The 17,295-nt window shown below is 41.6% G+C and carries 13 protein-coding genes; 12 read left to right on the plus strand and 1 reads right to left on the minus strand.

What is annotated here, in order from left to right; all coding sequences use genetic code 11:
* Window positions 1-176: 176 nt before the first annotated feature.
* From ACM0OW_RS03235 to ACM0OW_RS03265, 7 genes are all read left to right on the plus strand, one after another.
* A complete protein-coding gene (locus tag ACM0OW_RS03235; protein ID WP_414548596.1) occupies window positions 177-1,259 on the plus strand; it encodes a Gfo/Idh/MocA family oxidoreductase in 1,083 nt (360 codons plus the stop codon).
* A gap of 521 nt (window positions 1,260-1,780) precedes the next feature.
* Window positions 1,781-2,932, plus strand: a complete 1,152-nt coding sequence (locus ACM0OW_RS03240; RefSeq protein ID WP_414548597.1) for a ParM/StbA family protein — start codon at window positions 1,781-1,783, stop codon at window positions 2,930-2,932.
* 5 nt (window positions 2,933-2,937) lie between these two features.
* Window positions 2,938-3,423, plus strand: a complete 486-nt coding sequence (locus ACM0OW_RS03245; protein WP_414548598.1) for a plasmid segregation centromere-binding protein ParR — start codon at window positions 2,938-2,940, stop codon at window positions 3,421-3,423.
* Window positions 3,424-4,375: 952 nt separating this feature from the next.
* Window positions 4,376-5,227 (plus strand): SDR family NAD(P)-dependent oxidoreductase, encoded by an 852-nt coding sequence (locus ACM0OW_RS03250; RefSeq protein WP_414548599.1) that lies wholly within the window; start codon window positions 4,376-4,378, stop codon window positions 5,225-5,227.
* 216 nt (window positions 5,228-5,443) lie between these two features.
* Window positions 5,444-6,940 carry a glycosyl hydrolase family 57 gene (locus tag ACM0OW_RS03255; RefSeq protein WP_414548600.1) on the plus strand — a complete coding sequence of 499 codons (1,497 nt, stop codon included), beginning with the start codon at window positions 5,444-5,446 and terminating at the stop codon, window positions 6,938-6,940.
* Window positions 6,941-7,162: 222 nt separating this feature from the next.
* Window positions 7,163-7,966 (plus strand): hypothetical protein, encoded by an 804-nt coding sequence (locus tag ACM0OW_RS03260; protein ID WP_414548601.1) that lies wholly within the window; start codon window positions 7,163-7,165, stop codon window positions 7,964-7,966.
* Between the two features lie 392 nt (window positions 7,967-8,358).
* Window positions 8,359-8,931 (plus strand): hypothetical protein, encoded by a 573-nt coding sequence (locus ACM0OW_RS03265; protein ID WP_414548602.1) that lies wholly within the window; start codon window positions 8,359-8,361, stop codon window positions 8,929-8,931.
* A gap of 409 nt (window positions 8,932-9,340) precedes the next feature.
* Here the strand turns inward: ACM0OW_RS03265 and ACM0OW_RS03270 are convergent, their stop codons facing one another.
* Window positions 9,341-10,696, minus strand: a complete 1,356-nt coding sequence (locus ACM0OW_RS03270) for a sensor histidine kinase (protein WP_414548603.1) — start codon at window positions 10,694-10,696, stop codon at window positions 9,341-9,343.
* A gap of 468 nt (window positions 10,697-11,164) precedes the next feature.
* Between ACM0OW_RS03270 and ACM0OW_RS03275 the strand changes: the two genes are divergently transcribed.
* The 5 genes from ACM0OW_RS03275 to ACM0OW_RS03295 all read left to right on the plus strand — a co-directional run bounded on the left by ACM0OW_RS03275 (window position 11,165) and on the right by ACM0OW_RS03295 (window position 17,068).
* Complete coding sequence (locus ACM0OW_RS03275) at window positions 11,165-11,341, plus strand: hypothetical protein (RefSeq protein ID WP_414548604.1); 177 nt, start codon at window positions 11,165-11,167, stop codon at window positions 11,339-11,341.
* An 11-nt stretch (window positions 11,342-11,352) separates the two neighbouring features.
* Window positions 11,353-12,408: a permease gene (locus tag ACM0OW_RS03280; RefSeq protein WP_414548605.1), complete on the plus strand. Its 1,056-nt coding sequence runs from the start codon at window positions 11,353-11,355 to the stop codon at window positions 12,406-12,408.
* 168 nt (window positions 12,409-12,576) lie between these two features.
* Window positions 12,577-13,344 (plus strand): TIGR03943 family putative permease subunit, encoded by a 768-nt coding sequence (locus ACM0OW_RS03285; RefSeq protein ID WP_414548606.1) that lies wholly within the window; start codon window positions 12,577-12,579, stop codon window positions 13,342-13,344.
* Between the two features lie 200 nt (window positions 13,345-13,544).
* Complete coding sequence (locus ACM0OW_RS03290; RefSeq protein WP_414548607.1) at window positions 13,545-15,035, plus strand: hypothetical protein; 1,491 nt, start codon at window positions 13,545-13,547, stop codon at window positions 15,033-15,035.
* A gap of 542 nt (window positions 15,036-15,577) precedes the next feature.
* Complete coding sequence (locus ACM0OW_RS03295; RefSeq protein ID WP_414548608.1) at window positions 15,578-17,068, plus strand: hypothetical protein; 1,491 nt, start codon at window positions 15,578-15,580, stop codon at window positions 17,066-17,068.
* Window positions 17,069-17,295: the final 227 nt, after the last annotated feature.

Raw genomic sequence — 17,295 nt, forward strand, 5'->3', positions numbered from 1 at the left:
ACTGAATATCCAAAAAAAGCCAGATTTGGGGAACTGAATACAAACTTTGAAATTCTTCATAAATGTAACCTCTATGTTACCATCTGGATGGTTTTCGACAGAGCATAACTGGCTTTCAAGTATAAATGCCAACGGCCGTAGCATCTCTAAATTTGGTGGTTGAGGAGAGAATAATAGTGCAAAATAGCATTTCAGTGGCGGAACCAAATTCATATACACAGCGCAGTCAACCAAAACCAATTCGCATAGGCGTAATTGGCGTAGGTAACATGGGACAACATCATGCCCGCATACTGAGTTCAATGAAAGATGTTGAACTAGTGGGTGTGTCAGATATTAATGTTGAACGAGGCTTAGAAACAGCTAGTAGATATAAGGGACACTTTTTTGAAGATTACTGTGACCTGCTACCCCACGTGGAAGCAGTTTGTGTTGCTGTCCCCACCCGGATGCATTACGCAGTCGGCATCAACTGTCTTTTGGCCGGAATTCATGTTTTGATTGAAAAGCCAATTGCTGCCAGCATTTCTGAAGCAGAATCATTAGTAAATGCTGCGGCTGATTCTCAGTGCATCCTGCAAGTGGGACATATTGAGCGCTTCAATCCCGCATTTAAGGAACTGAGTAAAGTTCTGAAAACAGAAAATTTGCTAGCCCTAGAAGCTCATCGCATGAGTCCTTACTCAGACCGAGCCAATGATGTTTCAGTGGTTCTGGATTTAATGATCCACGACATTGACCTGCTACTGGAACTAGCGGCTTCTCCAGTGGTCAAGTTAACGGCTAGCGGTACTCGTTCTTTAGATTCTGGGTATTTGGATTACGTCACAGCTACCTTGGGCTTTGCCAATGGAATTGTTGCTACTTTAACTGCCAGCAAAGTCACTCACCGAAAAATCCGCCGCATTGTAGCCCATTGTAAAAACTCATTTACAGAAGCCGATTTTCTGAATAATGAAATTTTAATTCACCGACAAACAAATCACAATACTCTAACTGACCATCGACAAGTGCTTTACAGGCAGGATGGTTTGATTGAGAAAGTTTACACCACTAACGTCCAACCCCTGAGCGCAGAATTAGAGCATTTTGTCAACTGCGTACACGGTGGTAATCAACCTTCAGTCGGTGGTGAACAAGCCCTGAAAGCTCTCAGATTAGCAAGTTTAATTGAGCAAATGGCTTTGGAAGATCGGGTTTTGAATCCATTAGACTGGCAATCTGAATCGAGAGTGCAATCATTAACCCCAACAGTTTAAAACCAGCAGGGGCATGAGGCATGAAGAACAAAGTTTTCCTCTTGTCTGTTTGCCCCTACTCCTGGTTTTCTCGGTTTTACCGATACAGCAAAGCACTCAGCACTTTCCTATACTTGATATTCTTTTTATTTTATACAATTATCAGTAGCAATAGGTGAGTAAATTTGCTAACATATTATGGATACGTATTGGTAGTCAGTACGAACTTGTAGACAAGTACCTTAACCTTAGATATACAATCGTGCTGGGGAGTTGGTTTTTAGCATTTTTTGGCTAGTTACTCAAACGGCAAAACAAAAGCACTAAAAGCTAAAATATGCTGATTTTAGTTGGAATTAAGGAACACACCTGGTCAAATTTCGCCTACACTATGCCAAATAATGCTGAAATCGTGATTGCCTAAACTAAACATTTGACGTATTTCTAGTTACACTTGACTGAACCTAGAATTTTTCGTATGTCAAATGTTTGTAAGATGAGCATGATAAATTTTTAAAGTTAAGTAAGGATTAGGAGCTTTCATGACAGACCAACCTTCCGCAGCTACCCCAATGAATGCCGCTGCCATACCTCTAAATAGAGTGTCAGCATCAACCCCGATGAATGCTAATCCAGGAGCCAATAGGCCCAATACTGGACCCGGCAAAACCATTCTCAGTGTTGATTTAGGCAGAACTTCCACCAAAACTTGTATCAGCCGCGAACCAGCTAATGTAGTGTTCGTACCTGCCAACGTTAAGAAAATGTCCATAGAACAGGTTAGAGGTGGCGTTTTTGAAGCCAGAGCTACTGACCCTCTCATGGATTTATGGCTGGAATATCAAGGCAATGGTTATGCTGTAGGTCAGCTAGCAGCAGACTTTGGAGCCAATTTAGGTGTTGGACAATCTAAAGTAGAAGATGCACTGGTAAAAGTTTTAGCAAGTGCGGGCTACTTCAAGCTCAAAGACGAAATCTCAGTGATACTGGGTTTGCCTTTTCTGTCTTTAGAACAATTTGAAAAGGAAAAAGCACAGTTAACCAGCCAAGTCACTGGGCCTCATGTCTTAACCTTCCGAGGCGAATCTATTTCACTGAACATTACCAAAGTTTGGGTCATGCCAGAAGGTTACGGCAGCCTTCTCTGGTCGGAAGCTCAACCTAAAACAGGCGGTAGAGTTCCTGATTTTACTAAAATATCGGTAGCAGTTGTCGATATCGGACATCAAACCATCGATCTTTTGATGGTGGATAACTTCCGTTTTGCGCGAGGTGCTTCTAAGAGTGAAGACTTCGGAATGAACAAGTTTTATGAAATGGTTGCTGCCGAAATAGACGGTGCTGATAGTCAATCTTTAGCACTGATTACTGCTGTTAACAAACCCAAAGGTGAACGCTTCTATCGTCCTAAAGGCGCAAGCAAGCCTACCAACTTGGATGATTTTCTCCCCAATCTCATAGAAATGTTTTCTAGAGACATTTGTAGTCGTGTGCTAGCCTGGTTGCCAGAGAGAGTCACCGACGTAATTATCACCGGTGGCGGCGGTGAATTCTTCTGGGAAGACGTTCAACGTTTACTCAAAGAAGCCCAAATTAATGCCCATTTATCTGCACCTTCCCGCCAGGCTAACGCTTTGGGGCAGTATATTTATGGAGAGGCGCAATTGTCCGCCGTTCGAGCTGCTAGGGCTTAAAACTGATGTTCCAATGGTCAAAAAAGGTAGTTAAGTCGGTAACATTCAACCCAGAAGTTGCTGATGAGAGTTTGTTAGCAGTTGTGGACAACTATTTGGAGCAACTACCTGACAAAACTTTTAGTGACATCTGTAAAGAAGCTTTATGGCAAGCTTTATGTGTACCGGAAACTGTAAAACCTAGTCCAAAAACAGCAGCAACAAATTCGGTTGAACAAAAAATCGATGAGTTGCAACGTCAAGTGACTGACCTAGAGGAACGTTTTTTTGCTAAGGAATCTCATCGTTTGGAGTCGATAGAACACCATATTTTGCAACTTACGCAACAAATAGTGCATTTAGCAGCTATGGTGACTGAGCAGCCAGTTATTCAGTCTTCAACTCCGTCAGCGACAGTACCAGAAGTAGCTAATACTACTTATGCTGATAACCCTCCAGAAGAGGTTGATCCCGTCATCAGCCGCCTAAGTCAGTTTCTTGATGATTTTTAAGAAAGAATTAGGTTTGTGAGCATTTTTCGCTCCTTTTAGCAATCCTTAATAGTTTTTACTATTAAGGATTATTAATATCTTTGAGTATTAAAAACACAGTGAATATGCTGAGATGGTAGCAAGCAAAAGTTACCCATAACTGCGTGCGGAGAAAGTAGGCGCGGGGTTTAAAAAATTTCTCTCATTAATCAATAATTTTCGTGATAGCTGAGGTGGTGTAGCCAGAGCTATTCTTATTCTGCTGCCTTGTACACACAAGTCTAAAAACCTAGATTTGGGTAGTATAGCAAAGTGCAAAGTGCTGTAAAGCCCTGCGGGCATGGCTGCGCTTAAAGCGGTAGCGGGGCGTTAGCCCGTAGAAACCAAGTTAGCTCAAGGCTTTGGGCAATTAACAATGTCCTAACCTCCTTGGCAGTTGCTATATCTGTAAGCGCAAAGCGCAGGCTACACCAACAAAAATTAAATAATAGTAATATATATTAAGAACTGTTAAGAAATTCTTATTAAAGAATATTGCAATACATTGATTTAATTGTTAACGTGTGTATTGTTGGTAACGATGCTGGTGAACGCTCTGAATTTAGGAGAGATAAAACCTATGAGCTATGTCCATTCAGCCCATTATGTGCGGTGTTGATTTTTGATCGAGAAAACACGGCTGAGATGCCTTTAATAAACAATGCAAATTAGTTGAGAAATATTTCGTTGCCAAAGGCTTATTTATAGAGAGGAGGGGCGTAAGCAGATGCGATAAATCGTGTCTCTACAAAACCCAACTCCCAGCTTTGAGTAATCAACACTGTCCTCACATATCTGACTACAGCTATATCTTTTAATTTCAATAACGACTGATTAATTGTCTTACCTTGTGCAAGCCAGCGAGTCGCTTTGATTGTATCTGTCGGCAATCACTAAGAGTAGGGTAAGACCACAATTTTGGAGGTTAAATCCGATGAATATTCAAGGCAAAGTTGCTCTAATTACTGGGGCTTCTCGTGGTATTGGTAAAGCGATCGCACTCGCACTCGCACAACGAGGGATCAAGCGGTTGATTTTGGTAGCACGCGATCGCCAAAAATTAACCGCAGTGGCTGACCAAATTCAGGAAATGGGCGTAGAAACCACAATCTTATCAATTGATTTAACTAAAACTGTTGAAGTCAATATTGCTGTAGCCCAATTGTGGCGCAACTATGGCCCCATTCATCTCCTGGTTAACTGTGCAGGTGTCGCCTATCAAACTTCCTTCTTGCAAACCAAACTACCCCAAGTGCAAGAAGAACTGTCAGTCAACTTATTGGGAATGTACAACCTCACCAGCCTCATAGCCCGACGCATGGTGAGTCAAAAGCAAGGAACAATCGTCAATGTCTCCAGTTTGATGGGGAAAGTAGCTGCACCGACAATGGCGACTTACTCAGCCACCAAATTTGCCATCATCGGCTTTACTCAAGCCTTGCGGCGCGAACTCGCCGAACACAACATCCGGGTGATTGCCTTATTACCCACTCTTACAGACACAGATATGGCGCGTGACTTAAAATTATTTCGCTGGGTGATCCCCATGAACCCTGACGAAGTAGCGGAAGTTCTCGTGTCTGGGTTGCAAAAAGATGCACCAGAAATTCTAGTAGGTTGGCAAAGTCATTTAGCCGTTTGGTGTCAACGTCTAGCCCCTTGGCTGCTAGAAATAATATTACAAATCGCCACTCCGCCCACCTTGGTAAAACCACAGCGCCCCTTCCAACGGAGTTTTATGAGAAAAATTTATCGCTTTAGCGATTTATTATGGTCAAGAACCTAAATTTTCTCTCTCCCTAAAATTTGATAATTTTACCCTGCGGTCAATCACTTAAGCTTTTCAGGTAAAAACGGTAATCACCCACCAGGTAGAACACATTGACCGCAATTAGCATAAATTTAGCCCAGTTTGTCAACAGATTGAGAATTGCGTGGTTGGGAGTATTGATGTAATCGGTGCAAGTTAGAATGGATTGAACGTATTTCGGAGCAAGCATAAATGCTGACATTACCTACCACGCTTCCTACTTTGCCCGAAATCATCGACGACTTACCAAATATCTCCGGTTGGGAAACAGAGGTGCTTTCTGTAGTTAATCATGATGCACCTGTCTTTTTACCCTCCACAAATATCCGTTTAGAGGATGTAAAAGCTGTATTTGCGATCGCCTTACACATGCACCAGCCCACAATCCCGGCTGGACATGATGGTGGCTTAATCAACAATCTGCAATATATGTTTGAGCATACCCACGAAGGGGACAACCATAACGCTGCACCTTTCGCCCATTGTTACAGTCGCATGGGTGACTTGATCCCCGAACTCGTCCATCAAGGTTGCAATCCCCGTGTAATGTTGGACTACTCAGGTAATCTGTTGTGGGGACTCAGACAAATGGGACGCAACGATATTTTAGATAATCTCAAACGCATCACCTGCGATCGCACTTATCAACCTTATGTAGAATGGTTGGGAACAATGTGGGGTCATGCTGTCATTCCTTCCACACCCATAGCTGATATTAAATTGCATATCGTGGCATGGCAACATCATTTTGCCGCCATTTTTGGGTGGGATGCACTAGCGAGAGTCAAAGGATTTTCTCCCCCAGAAATGCACCTCCCCAATCATCCTGATACTTTATTTGCATTTATCAAAGCCTTAAAAGAATGTGGCTATCGTTGGTTACTTGTGCAAGAACATTCCGTAGAAACAATTAGCGGACAATCTCTGATTTACAAACACTTACCACATCGTCTCATAGCCCGTAATTCTCAAGGCGAAACAATTAGTATTACAGCCTTAATTAAAACTCAAGGTTCAGATACTAAATTAGTTGCTCAGATGCAGCCTTACTATGAAGCTAAAACTTTAGATAAACAACAAGTAAGAAATGTTTTAATTCCACCTATTGTGAGTCAAATTGGTGATGGTGAAAATGGTGGAGTCATGATGAATGAATTTCCCAGTGCTTTCAAACAAGCTTGGGGAGATATGGTCAATAATGGAGGAGGTAAATCTGGCGTTGTTGGGGTGTGTGGCACAGAATATTTAGAATTAATCACAGCCGCCGGTTGTCTACCTGAAGACTACCCCACCTGTCAGCCAGTAGGACAACATCAAATCTGGCAGAGAGTTTCACCTGAAAACGGCCAACCTGAGACTGTAGAAACAGCTATTCAAGAATTAAAGCAAATTAATCCTAATTTTCATGTAGATGGAGCTTCATGGACAAATCATATTAGTTGGGTAAAAGGATATGAAAATGTTATTTCTCCCATGTATGAATTAAGCAGTTTATTTCATCAAAAAGTTGATAACTTATTGCCTACTAATTCATCGACATACCGTAATCTGCTTTTGCATAATCTTTTGCTGCAAACTAGCTGTTTTCGTTATTGGGGACAAGGTTCATGGACTGACCATGCACGGAATATTCACCAAAGAGGAGAAAACTTGCTGCAAAGTATATCTGACTCCCCAAATAAACTGTAAATTAGCGGATTAATAGCCATTTTCAAACTTTAATTAGCTTGTGTTTGTAGCTACAAATCAAAGTTACAATTTACTCAACTATAGACAGACTGTATACTTTAATATGTCTGCCTTGAGAACGGTTAAGCATTCAGCTATAATCGCTAAATTAGCCTTAGATAACAAGACAACACCAAGATTAACTTAATCGTTCTTACCTTCTTATCTAAGGAGAATATTAATATGGTTGAAAGTAAGCAGGCTGTAAATAATCAAAGTCAAAATGTTAACCGTACAACTACAGACCAATCTTGCGTCGGGACAGGCAGGGCGGACATAGGAAATGGGATATCGAGTACAGAAGAGGCTAACCGCCCAAAAACAGGCGAGTCTCGTTCGGAAGCAGCAAAAACTGAATCTCAATCTGAAGGTCGGTCCGAAAACGGCAGAATGAATTCGGCATTAAGTAGGGCTTTAATAGGTGGACTGATTGGTGGAACTTTAGGCTCATTAGCTGGCGCGTTAGCTGGGAGAAGAATTGGTGAAGGATTTAACCACACCATGAGAGGTGTTGGAGAAGCAGCCAAAACTATAGGTGAAGGTCTTGGTTATACTGCAAAAGGTGTCGGAGACGTAGCCAAGAGTTTTGCTGAAGGTGCTAGCCACGCGGTTGTTGGTGGTGCAATAGATACAGTCCAAGGTGCTGCTGAGAATGTTAAGCAAACCGCAGTCAGTACATTGGATACAGTACAGAAGACGGCGCAGAATGTTAACCAAGCTGTACAAGACACGACTGAATGGACAAAGCAAGCCGCAGAAAATTCTTCAATGTCTGAAAATGGAGGTAAGCAAGATAGCCAGCAGACTCAAAATCAAGATGTTGGTATGAGTCCGCGAGAAACTAGCACCCAGTCAATTTACATTTCTACTCCAGAATATTCAGAAGGATATTTAGGGGAAACAACAACTTTTGTCAATGAGGAAATTTCAGTAAATTCTTTTGAAGATAGTTCACTTGAAGAAGAAATTAATCGGATTGATAGTTAAGCAGAATTTTGCAGTCAAGATAATCAGCCATTGTTAATAAATTCGCAGTCTAAAAGTAGGTTGGGTTAAGCGCAGCGCCACCCAACGAAGCAAACCAAATATTGGGTAAAGTTGGATTTCCAAAAACCTCAACCCAACCTACATTTACGTCTAATTTTGGGTTTAAAAACAGTCACTAGGCTTTTTATGGATTTTGAATAGGTAAAGGGAGCAGAAGAAACTTTCTTCACTCAGCACTCAGCACTCCCTAATCAGCACTTTGCTATATCTGGAGTTACTGACATCTTCTTGCACCAGGTGACTGGAAATTACAACTCAGGGCTAGGTGCAAGATATAGCAAAATGATTTAAAACCTCAAATCCTTACCCTTAAAATAAATCAAGAGGTATTGATGATGAATGGAAATCAGCAGTTTTCGGATAGGCTTGAGGATAATGATATTCAAAAAAATCAGGACTCAAGTAATGAGTTTTCTAAAATAGTCTTTGGAACTTTCATGGGTGCTACTTTAGGCGCATTAGCTGGTGCTTTAGCTATGAAGGGTTCAGACCAAAAAGTTAACGAAACTATTAAAAATTTAGGAAACTTTGTTAAGGGGACAACTAATAATTTTAATCAAACTGTAAAAGCGGTAGGGGATGCAGTCAAGTCTGTGGCTGAGGGTGTTAACTATACTGTCAAAGATGTGAGTGAAGCTGTTAAGGGTACAGCAGTGGATGTTAATGATACTGTCAAAAATACTGCGGTAAGTGTGAAAGGTGTTGCAGTAGATATTAACGATACTGTACAAAACACTGCGGAGATTGTTAAGGGTGCAGACAAAGGTATTAGCGATACTTTCAAAGGGACAGTCAATATAGCAAAAAGCGTTGTTCAAGATGTAAAACCATCTGGTAGTCAGAATGTTAATTTACCTAACAATGAGACTGCATATATTTTGGTTCCTGTAGACAAGCAAAAGTGAATTTATTAAGTTTATGGTGGGTTACTGACTATCGTCCTAACGCTCTTTTATTACTCTCGTCATATAAAAATCATAAACCCTTATTTTTTATGACTTTGATCAATTTAGACGTAGGTTGGGTAGAGGAACGTTAACGTAGTTTGCCGAAGGCGTAACCCAACACCCACAATCCTTGTTTTCGTTGGGTTACTCTACGAGAAGGCTACGCCTACACAAGGCTTCAACCCAACCTACTCTTTTTTCTTTCATCAGAGTCATAAAAGAGCGCTAACCCACCCTACTGGACTGACAAGTTTAAAATAGTTAATTAGAAGTAAATTGGGTTAAGCGCAACGCTGCCAATGATGTTGGGTTTCCTTTCGTCAACCCAACCTACAATTTTTTGCCACATTTTAAGCTTGCTACGCCACTATAAAGGTAATAATATTTTAAATTCAGTACCTATACCCAGTTGGGAACTAAAATTTAGTTTACCACCATGTCTTCCTGCTATAATTCGATAACTCATTGCTAAACTAGTTTCTTGGTCAGCCCATTTTTCTAACGAAAAAGATTCCATAATTTGCTGTTGTGATTCTGGAGACATTCCAGGTCCATTATCAGCAATGCAGACGGAAACCCAACGAGAATCTGCTGTGTCTCCTTCGTTTGCTGCTAGGGAAATGATTTCTGTAGTAATTTCAATTCGCGGTTTGCTAGCAGTATTCGCATATTCTTGATCAAACTTTTGCCGCACTGATTCATTAATCAAAGCATCTATAGATTGGGTAATAATATTAATAATTACTTGGTTTAACTGTCCGGCAAAACAAGAAATTGGCGGCAGCTTACCGTAGTTTATACTTAGTTGAATTTCTCCTTTCAATCGGCTTTTAACAAGTAGGAGAATACCATCTATACAGGCATTTAAGTCTACTGGCTTGGGATGAACTTCATCGATATAGCAAAAGTTCTGTAATCCTGTTACCAGTTTTTTCAATCTTTCGGCTCCGGTACGAATACTGCTAAGAGCTTTTAATAAATCCTTTTCTAAAAAATCAAACTCAATTTCTTGTTTAAAGTTGTTAATTTTATAAGATGTTTGAGGTAATTCTTTGTCATACTCAGCTATGAGCTTGAGTAAATCTTGACTGTAGTTAAATATATAAGTTAAATTACCCCAGATAAAACTCAGGGGGTCGAGAATTTCGTGTGCTACCCCATCGACTAAACGCCCTAAGCGTGACATTTTGTCATTTTGAATCATTTGGGCTTGGTTGCGTTCATAGCGCACCTGAGTTTCTATTCCTTGAATTTGCCAAGCGGCGATGTTTAAGTCATGTATATCTAATAATTTGTAGGTATTGTCTGCTGTTTGGACTACAATTGGTTCTGCTAAGAATTCAGGCGATCGCCTGAGAGTATGTTGTAGGGCTGTTAAAATCGATGTTGTTCCCGGTAACAGCAAAATAGCTGTGCGTGCATAACTATAAAGCACACCCAATGTTTCTTGGGTAAATAACTCTTGTCCATGAGGACGAATCAAAAATTCTAGCAGTCTTCGCCGCGAAATCATCCCCAGAAATTGCCCTTGTTCTAGCAAGATTGCACCTGGTAGCAGTGGATATTTGTCTAAAAAATGAGCAACTTCAGCACTACTACAACTTATTTCTACCTGAAAGTTGCATATTGGCAGTTCTTCGATTACTGACTCTAAATTGAGATCGCGATCGCTACCACGAGAAAAAATGGGCGGCGAGATGAGAGAATAAAATTCTTGTGGCACTGGTGACTCTAATTTGTATAAAATCTGGCAAGTAATCAGCTAATATTTTAGTCTTTGTGAGTCTCTACTTATCTGAGAAAATTTTACCTGGGTAGATGAGGAAATCTTATATGCAATTTTACGGCGTATTTCAGTCCTTGGGAAGTCTTTACGTAAAAGTACTCTTTTTTATTTACCCCTTTTGTTGGATCTAGGGCTTGCAGTTTTGAAGTTTTTATAGTACAAAATCAACCATCCCTGATCGAGAATTTTGCCAAAAAGCTAGAAAATTACAAAAGTTAGCGATCCCCGAATGTTTAAACACTGTGAACAGTTTATGAAATTTCATGGAAGATCACATCCTGACGCACTAACTTACAGTAAGTATAAACATTAAGTAATCACAGGTCATGCAGCTAGATCCTTATTTCCCAAAACTCGGAACCATTTCGGAAGTGGGACAATCTTCAAATTAGTCAGCGTCAGTAAATGCACACAATTAAACAAAACTATCCACAACACCCTCGTGGTGAACAGCGCTTAAGCTTAACTAGAAACAAAATACTAACTTCGGGTTCAAATCAGTTGGAGTTACCCATAGATGCTTTTGATCCCCATTCCGATAGAATGGCTAAACATAACCTAAAAACTTTCAACCGCTTTTGACTGCGACACCCATGAATCAACTGAACAATGGTTTCACTATATTTCTGAGTTTGCTAGTCGAGGCGATGCCGTTTCTGCTATTTGGGGTTTTATTCTCTAGCGTGCTGCTGATTTTTATCGATGAACGACGATTAGTAGCCAGAATGCCCAGAAATCCGGTATTAGGTGCTTTAGCCGGCAGTCTCATTGGCTTTATGTTCCCGGTGTGTGAGTGCGGTAATGTCCCGGTAGCGCGGCGGTTGCTGATGCAGGGAGTACCCACACCCGTGGCCATTGGGTTTTTGCTAGCAGCGCCAACAATTAACCCAATTGTGATTTGGGCAACTTGGTTAGCCTTTCGCGATCAGCCAGAAATAGTAGTTTTACGAGTGGTATTTTCGCTGTTAATTGCCGTAATTATTGGCGTTGTATTCAGTTTTCAGAAAGATGTAACTCCTCTGGTGCAACCAGCGATCGCCCGTTATATCAAATTCAACCCCCCACCACAGCCAGAAACTCAACGCCGTGGCCAAGGTTACGGAACAACACCACAGGTAAAAGTACCCAGTGTATTGAAATCAGGGACTTATATTCTAGGAGGAAAACCAGGCTTAACTCAGCGCTTAGATCCAAATTTATTGCAGGCGACTAACCCAACCGCCAGCCCCAGTAAATCTGTTAGGGATAAATTCCGCCTGGTTTTGGATAATGTCATGCAGGAATTGCGAGAACTGGGCGGCGTAATGGTCATAGGTAGTGCGATCGCAGCTTGTGTACAAGTATTTGCACCCCGTGACTTAATTCTCAGTTTGGGTGCGGGACACATTAGTTCAATTGTGGTCATGCTGATATTAGCCGCAGTTGTATCAATCTGTTCTACCGTTGATTCCTTTTTCGCCCTGTCATTTGCCTCGGCTTTTAGCAGTGGTTCCTTGTTAGCATTTTTAGTATTTGGCCCTATGGTTGACATCAAAAGTATCGGATTGATGTTAACCGTTTTTAATCCCAAAACTATATTTTACTTATTTGCCTTAGCTGCACAGTTGACCTTTTTGTTCACCCTGTTCCTCAACTTGTATGTGCTGTAAACCAGTTAACAGTTATCAGTGATTAAGCTGGATGGGAGAGAATTTCAGGGATTTCCAGAAAATAAATTGCCCAATTTGATCAAACCATATTTGTTCTTTATCCCCCTTGCCCCCTGCCCCCTGCCTCCCTGCCTCTTCTCCCCTGCTCCCTTTCCTCTTTTTTGACCAATGGCTAAAAAAACCAAAATTTCCCTGCAAAATATTTTATTACCCTGGATTGATGCCTTAGCAGTGACAACGTGGGGATTTTTAATGCTGCAATACTGGATATCGGGCAAATTATATTTGTTGATTCACCCTAATTTCTTCGGATTAGTGATCGTTTGTGGCATAATCCTGCTCGTGATTGGTTTCTTGAAAATGCGAGAGCTTTGGCGGCAACGTCGCCGGGCTAATACATCTAACCTTCAGCATATTAATTTATTCCCACCCGGTTGGGGTAGTGCCTTGTTATTAACTGCTGCAATTTTGGGTTTAACGATTACACCCCGCGTTTTTGCTAGTGAAACTGCCTTACAGCTGGGTGTGACTGATTTACTATCTACCGGACGCGTTCAACCCCAATCCTTTCGTCCCTCTATTCGTCCAGAGGATCGCTCACTGGTAGATTGGGCGCGTACACTTAACGTCTACCCAGAACCAGACTCTTATATAGGTCAAGATGCCAAAGTTCAAGGGTTTGTTATTCACCCCCCGGATATAGGAGAAGATTATATTTTCTTAGCGCGATTTGTGCTGACTTGTTGTGCCGCAGATGCTTATCCTGTAGGATTACCAGTCAAACTCCCAGAAAATCAAAAACGCTATCCTCCTGACACTTGGCTGGAAATAGAAGGAAAAATGATCACAGAAACTTTAGCAGGTAAACGCAACTTGACCATTGCCGCTACCTCCATAAAAGAAATTCCCCAACCCCGCAATCCTTATAGTTATTAATATAGCAACCGCCAAGGTGCTTAAGACCGTGTTGAGCGCTCAAAACCTTGATGTAGGGGTGGGTATGGCTACGCCACGCAAGCTATGACAGATATGCTCAATTACTAATAATAATTTTAATAAACCCGCCCCTACCCACTCAGCACTCTCCCCACTCCCCAATAACTGACGACGAAAAACTAATCACTGATAATTGAAAAATGGCTACATCCAAGACATTTATCCAACCACTAGACCGAGCGGCGATCGCACTGATGCTGCTATTGACTGTACTGATTGGATTCATGATATTAAAAGGTGATGTTGTAGCAGTTCGTGTCCGGGAATTTACTTGGCAAAATCAACAAATTGGAGCAGAAGATGTTTCCTTCACTCTCAATTTTAGTCGCCCAATGGACATCAAAAGCGTAGAGGAAAACTTGAAAATTGAGCCGCCTCTAGCAGGTAAAATTAGTTGGGCAGGGCGGAGGATGGTTTATACACTGCTAACACCAGCACCCTATGGTACGAATTATGAAGTACGGTTGCAAGACGCGAGTGATAGGTTTGCTCTAAAAGAAGGAAAAAATCGAGTTATACAGCCCTTTGTAGGTAACTTTAGATCCCGCGATCGCGTCATTATGTACATAGGAGCCGATGCAGATAATAAAGGTCAGTTAGTTCTCTACAACTTAACCGAAGAAAAGAAAAATATAGTTACCCCCAAAGACCTGATTGTGATGGACTTTAAACCATTTCCAGATGGGGAGAAGATTTTATTTTCGGCTCGTACTTCCAATAACCAAGACCTACTGTCAGCACAGTTATATACAGTGACAACGGGCATTTCTGCAAAGCCTCAAACACCAGCAGAACCAGCAGGTAAAGTTGACCTAGTTTTAGATAATAAGCAATATCAAAACCTGAAATTTGATTTATCGCCAGATGGCAAAACAATTGTTGTGCAACGAGGGAACAAAAACGATCCCAGCGACTTTGGGCTATGGTTTATGTCCACGACTAGCAATAGCAGAGAAAAACCCACCCCTCAACGCTTAAAAAGCCAACCAGGGGGAGATTTTATGATTACCCCCGATAGTAAAGCTGTCGCCGTTGCCCAAGGTCAAGGTGCGGCTATCCTACCACTACAAACCGATGCCAGCAAACCTCTGGATTTTCTCCCACAATTTGGATTAGTACAGTCTTTTTCCAAAGACGGTTCCCAAGCAGCAATGGTAAAATTTAATACAGACTATACCAGGGATTTGTTTTTAGTCACCAACCAAGGCATCCAGAAACCTCTGTTAAAAACTACAGGTTCAATTATTAACTGCCAATTTGACCCCGCCTCACCAACCCTCTACTGCTTGCTGACACAGCTAGTATCTGCTGAAGAGTATGTAGAACAGCCTTATTTATTGGCAATTGACTTGAAAACTGGAGAACAAAAACCATTGTTGTTACTACCAGTTGAACAGAGGAATGTGCAAATGAGTTTAGCACCGGATGGTTTGGGCTTGCTCTTTGATCAAGTTATGCCACAAGTAGATCCCGTACCTTTAACTGCAAATGTACTCAAGACCGAAGATGGAGAGGCGATCGCTACTAGTAGCCTGTGGTTAATGCCTTTATTACCCATTGATGATACTAATACCACCATCCAACCAGAAAAATTACCTCTAGTAGGATTTCATCCCCGTTGGTTGCCTTAAGGAGTGCTGAGTGCTGAGTGCTGAGTGGGGAGAGTGGGGAGTGCTAAGTGAGTAGGGGCGGGTTCAAGAGTCAGTCTGTGGTTTGTTGAAATTCTTAGTAAACCCGCCCGTACAGGAGTGGGGAATGCTGAGTTATAACTATGGAAAATACAATGCATAAATATCAATAAAAGTCAAGCAGGTTTAAACCCTTTCTCTGCATCTGTAAGCAAGCCTGTATATTGGTGGTATTTCCATAATTCCCTTCAATCGGTGAAGCTTGACGGGAGATAAGCTCTTAATGTTATAAAGAAGGCTAGCTGAAAATCCTCTGACCTTTAGGTAAAGGATTGCCAAACTGGCATCAGTTCCAGACACAACAATGGGAGCATTGACTCATAACTAATGACTCACAGTTGGCAATAGTCTAACTTAAGCTTCTGGAGTAAACCCTGATCTGATGTAATTGATCAGTAATGTTAAATATGGCAATACTGAACATTTTGTAAGTGCGTGGGTCAAGAGTCATTAATAAACCTGACACCTCAAACAACAGGGCTGGAATGGAATCCCTAAATTCTGATAATTCGCTACACCCGGAACAGCCTAGCTGTCCATTTTACTCAATTGTGCCTTCTGAAAATATGGCGAATAGACACTTGCCGCTTCTCAAACCTGCGGCCGAACCACAGCCAGAAGAACAAATGCCTGACTCCCCGCAGGATACAACTCAGTCTGACTGGGTTGTGGAGCCTAATCGCGAACAACAAATATTTGTTGATACTGAATTTCAAAAGCTATTGGCATTGAATGAAGAATTGCGGGCGACAAATAATCAGTTATATCAGGAGGTGGAGCATCTCAAAGATGACTTCGCTGAGTCAGAGAAGGCTTTGCAATGGCAAAAAAGGCGTTCTAGCGTCGCTGAGACGATGCTTAACCAACAAACCAAAGAACTGGCCGCAGCTCAAGTACAAATTAAATCTCTATTCAAAGAGTTAGAAACAGTTGTACAAACTGTTCAGCGCCAAGAAAACTTTATTGAAACTTATAAAGCACAACTACAACTTAGCCAACAGCGTCTAGCTCAGTTAGAGCGAGAATGTGCGCTGCTACAAACTAACTATAACGAACAGTCTCAACAGGCATCACAATCAGAAAATACTTGTCGAGAGCTACGTAGTAGGCTCATGCGTCAACAACGCCAGACTCTACAATTTAAAGCAGCTCTGGAAAAATGTCTGGAGTCACCAGGAATGAATGATTCTACTGACGATACAGCCAACCACCAAACGAGATTTTCGCGAAAGGCTCGGTCTTTGTTTCCTAATGTGCAGCCAATTAGGCCTTGGTCGGCAGAATCAGAATCCAATGGTGATCAATTTGATTCTCATTGGAATCCATCTACGGTTCCAACCCCATGCAGTCATGATTCTGAGCATATACCATCATCGCCTGAGAATTTGCCAGTTAAGGAAGAAACACCAGTTGTTTCAGAACCAGTAGCTTCAGAAATTGACGATTCTCTCACTACTTCAGAACCAATTTCATCTCTGGGGTCATCAAAACTAGATGATCAATTGGATAGTCTGATTCAAATGTTTTTTACTCCTGAAGCTGCACCTGCATCGCCACCCCCGGCTGAAGTTCATGTAGAGAACAATCAAATTGAAGCACCTATTTGGGAGACTTGGGCGATAAACAGGGAAAATGAGCATCAATCAGAAATTTTACCAGAACAGCAATTTGAAATCCTGGCAAAAGAGGAAGATTCCCCACCTGCATCTGTAAATAATTCATCAGAGTATTTCACTTTGCCTTTGAGCGAGACGACTATAGACAAGTCATCTAGTGAAGCGTTGGAAAATTATTGGTTAAAAAACTCACAGTCGCATCAGGCTGATTTTGTTTCCGATGATTCTGAGGAGTATGCTAATGATAGTCAATCGCCGTCACCAGTGGTTTATCCTCAGCGTCCACCAAAAGGGCGAAAGTCTTTGTCATCTGTGGAATTACCGAGTTTCCGCATAAATAATAAGTATAATCCTCAGTGATTTTTCAATCAATTAGGATTCAAAACTCAGCACTCCTGTACGGGCGGGTTTACTAAGGATTTTGACGAACCACAGACTGACTGATTAAACCCGCCCGTACTCCCCACTCCCCACTCAGCACTCAGCACTCAGCACTCAGCACTTTCCTAATGGTGGGTTACGCTGTCGCTTTAGCGTAGCCATGCCCCTTGGGCTATACCCACCCTACGATTTGGAAGATTTGGACG

Source organism: Anabaena sp. CCY 0017, from assembly GCF_963920885.1.
GTDB lineage: Bacteria > Cyanobacteriota > Cyanobacteriia > Cyanobacteriales > Nostocaceae > Nodularia.

Bases quoted from the DNA above. Each gene is read 5' to 3' on its own strand.
- ACM0OW_RS03255 (WP_414548600.1), top strand. From the start codon at position 5,444: ATGCTGACATTACCTACCACGCTTCCTACTTTGCCCGAAATCATCGAC.
- ACM0OW_RS03275 (WP_414548604.1), top strand. From the start codon at position 11,165: ATGCACACAATTAAACAAAACTATCCACAACACCCTCGTGGTGAACAG.
- ACM0OW_RS03245 (WP_414548598.1), top strand. From the start codon at position 2,938: ATGTTCCAATGGTCAAAAAAGGTAGTTAAGTCGGTAACATTCAACCCA.
- ACM0OW_RS03290 (WP_414548607.1), top strand. From the start codon at position 13,545: ATGGCTACATCCAAGACATTTATCCAACCACTAGACCGAGCGGCGATC.
- ACM0OW_RS03280 (WP_414548605.1), top strand. From the start codon at position 11,353: ATGAATCAACTGAACAATGGTTTCACTATATTTCTGAGTTTGCTAGTC.
- ACM0OW_RS03285 (WP_414548606.1), top strand. From the start codon at position 12,577: ATGGCTAAAAAAACCAAAATTTCCCTGCAAAATATTTTATTACCCTGG.
- ACM0OW_RS03240 (WP_414548597.1), top strand. From the start codon at position 1,781: ATGACAGACCAACCTTCCGCAGCTACCCCAATGAATGCCGCTGCCATA.
- ACM0OW_RS03265 (WP_414548602.1), top strand. From the start codon at position 8,359: ATGATGAATGGAAATCAGCAGTTTTCGGATAGGCTTGAGGATAATGAT.
- ACM0OW_RS03295 (WP_414548608.1), top strand. From the start codon at position 15,578: ATGGAATCCCTAAATTCTGATAATTCGCTACACCCGGAACAGCCTAGC.
- ACM0OW_RS03250 (WP_414548599.1), top strand. From the start codon at position 4,376: ATGAATATTCAAGGCAAAGTTGCTCTAATTACTGGGGCTTCTCGTGGT.
- ACM0OW_RS03260 (WP_414548601.1), top strand. From the start codon at position 7,163: ATGGTTGAAAGTAAGCAGGCTGTAAATAATCAAAGTCAAAATGTTAAC.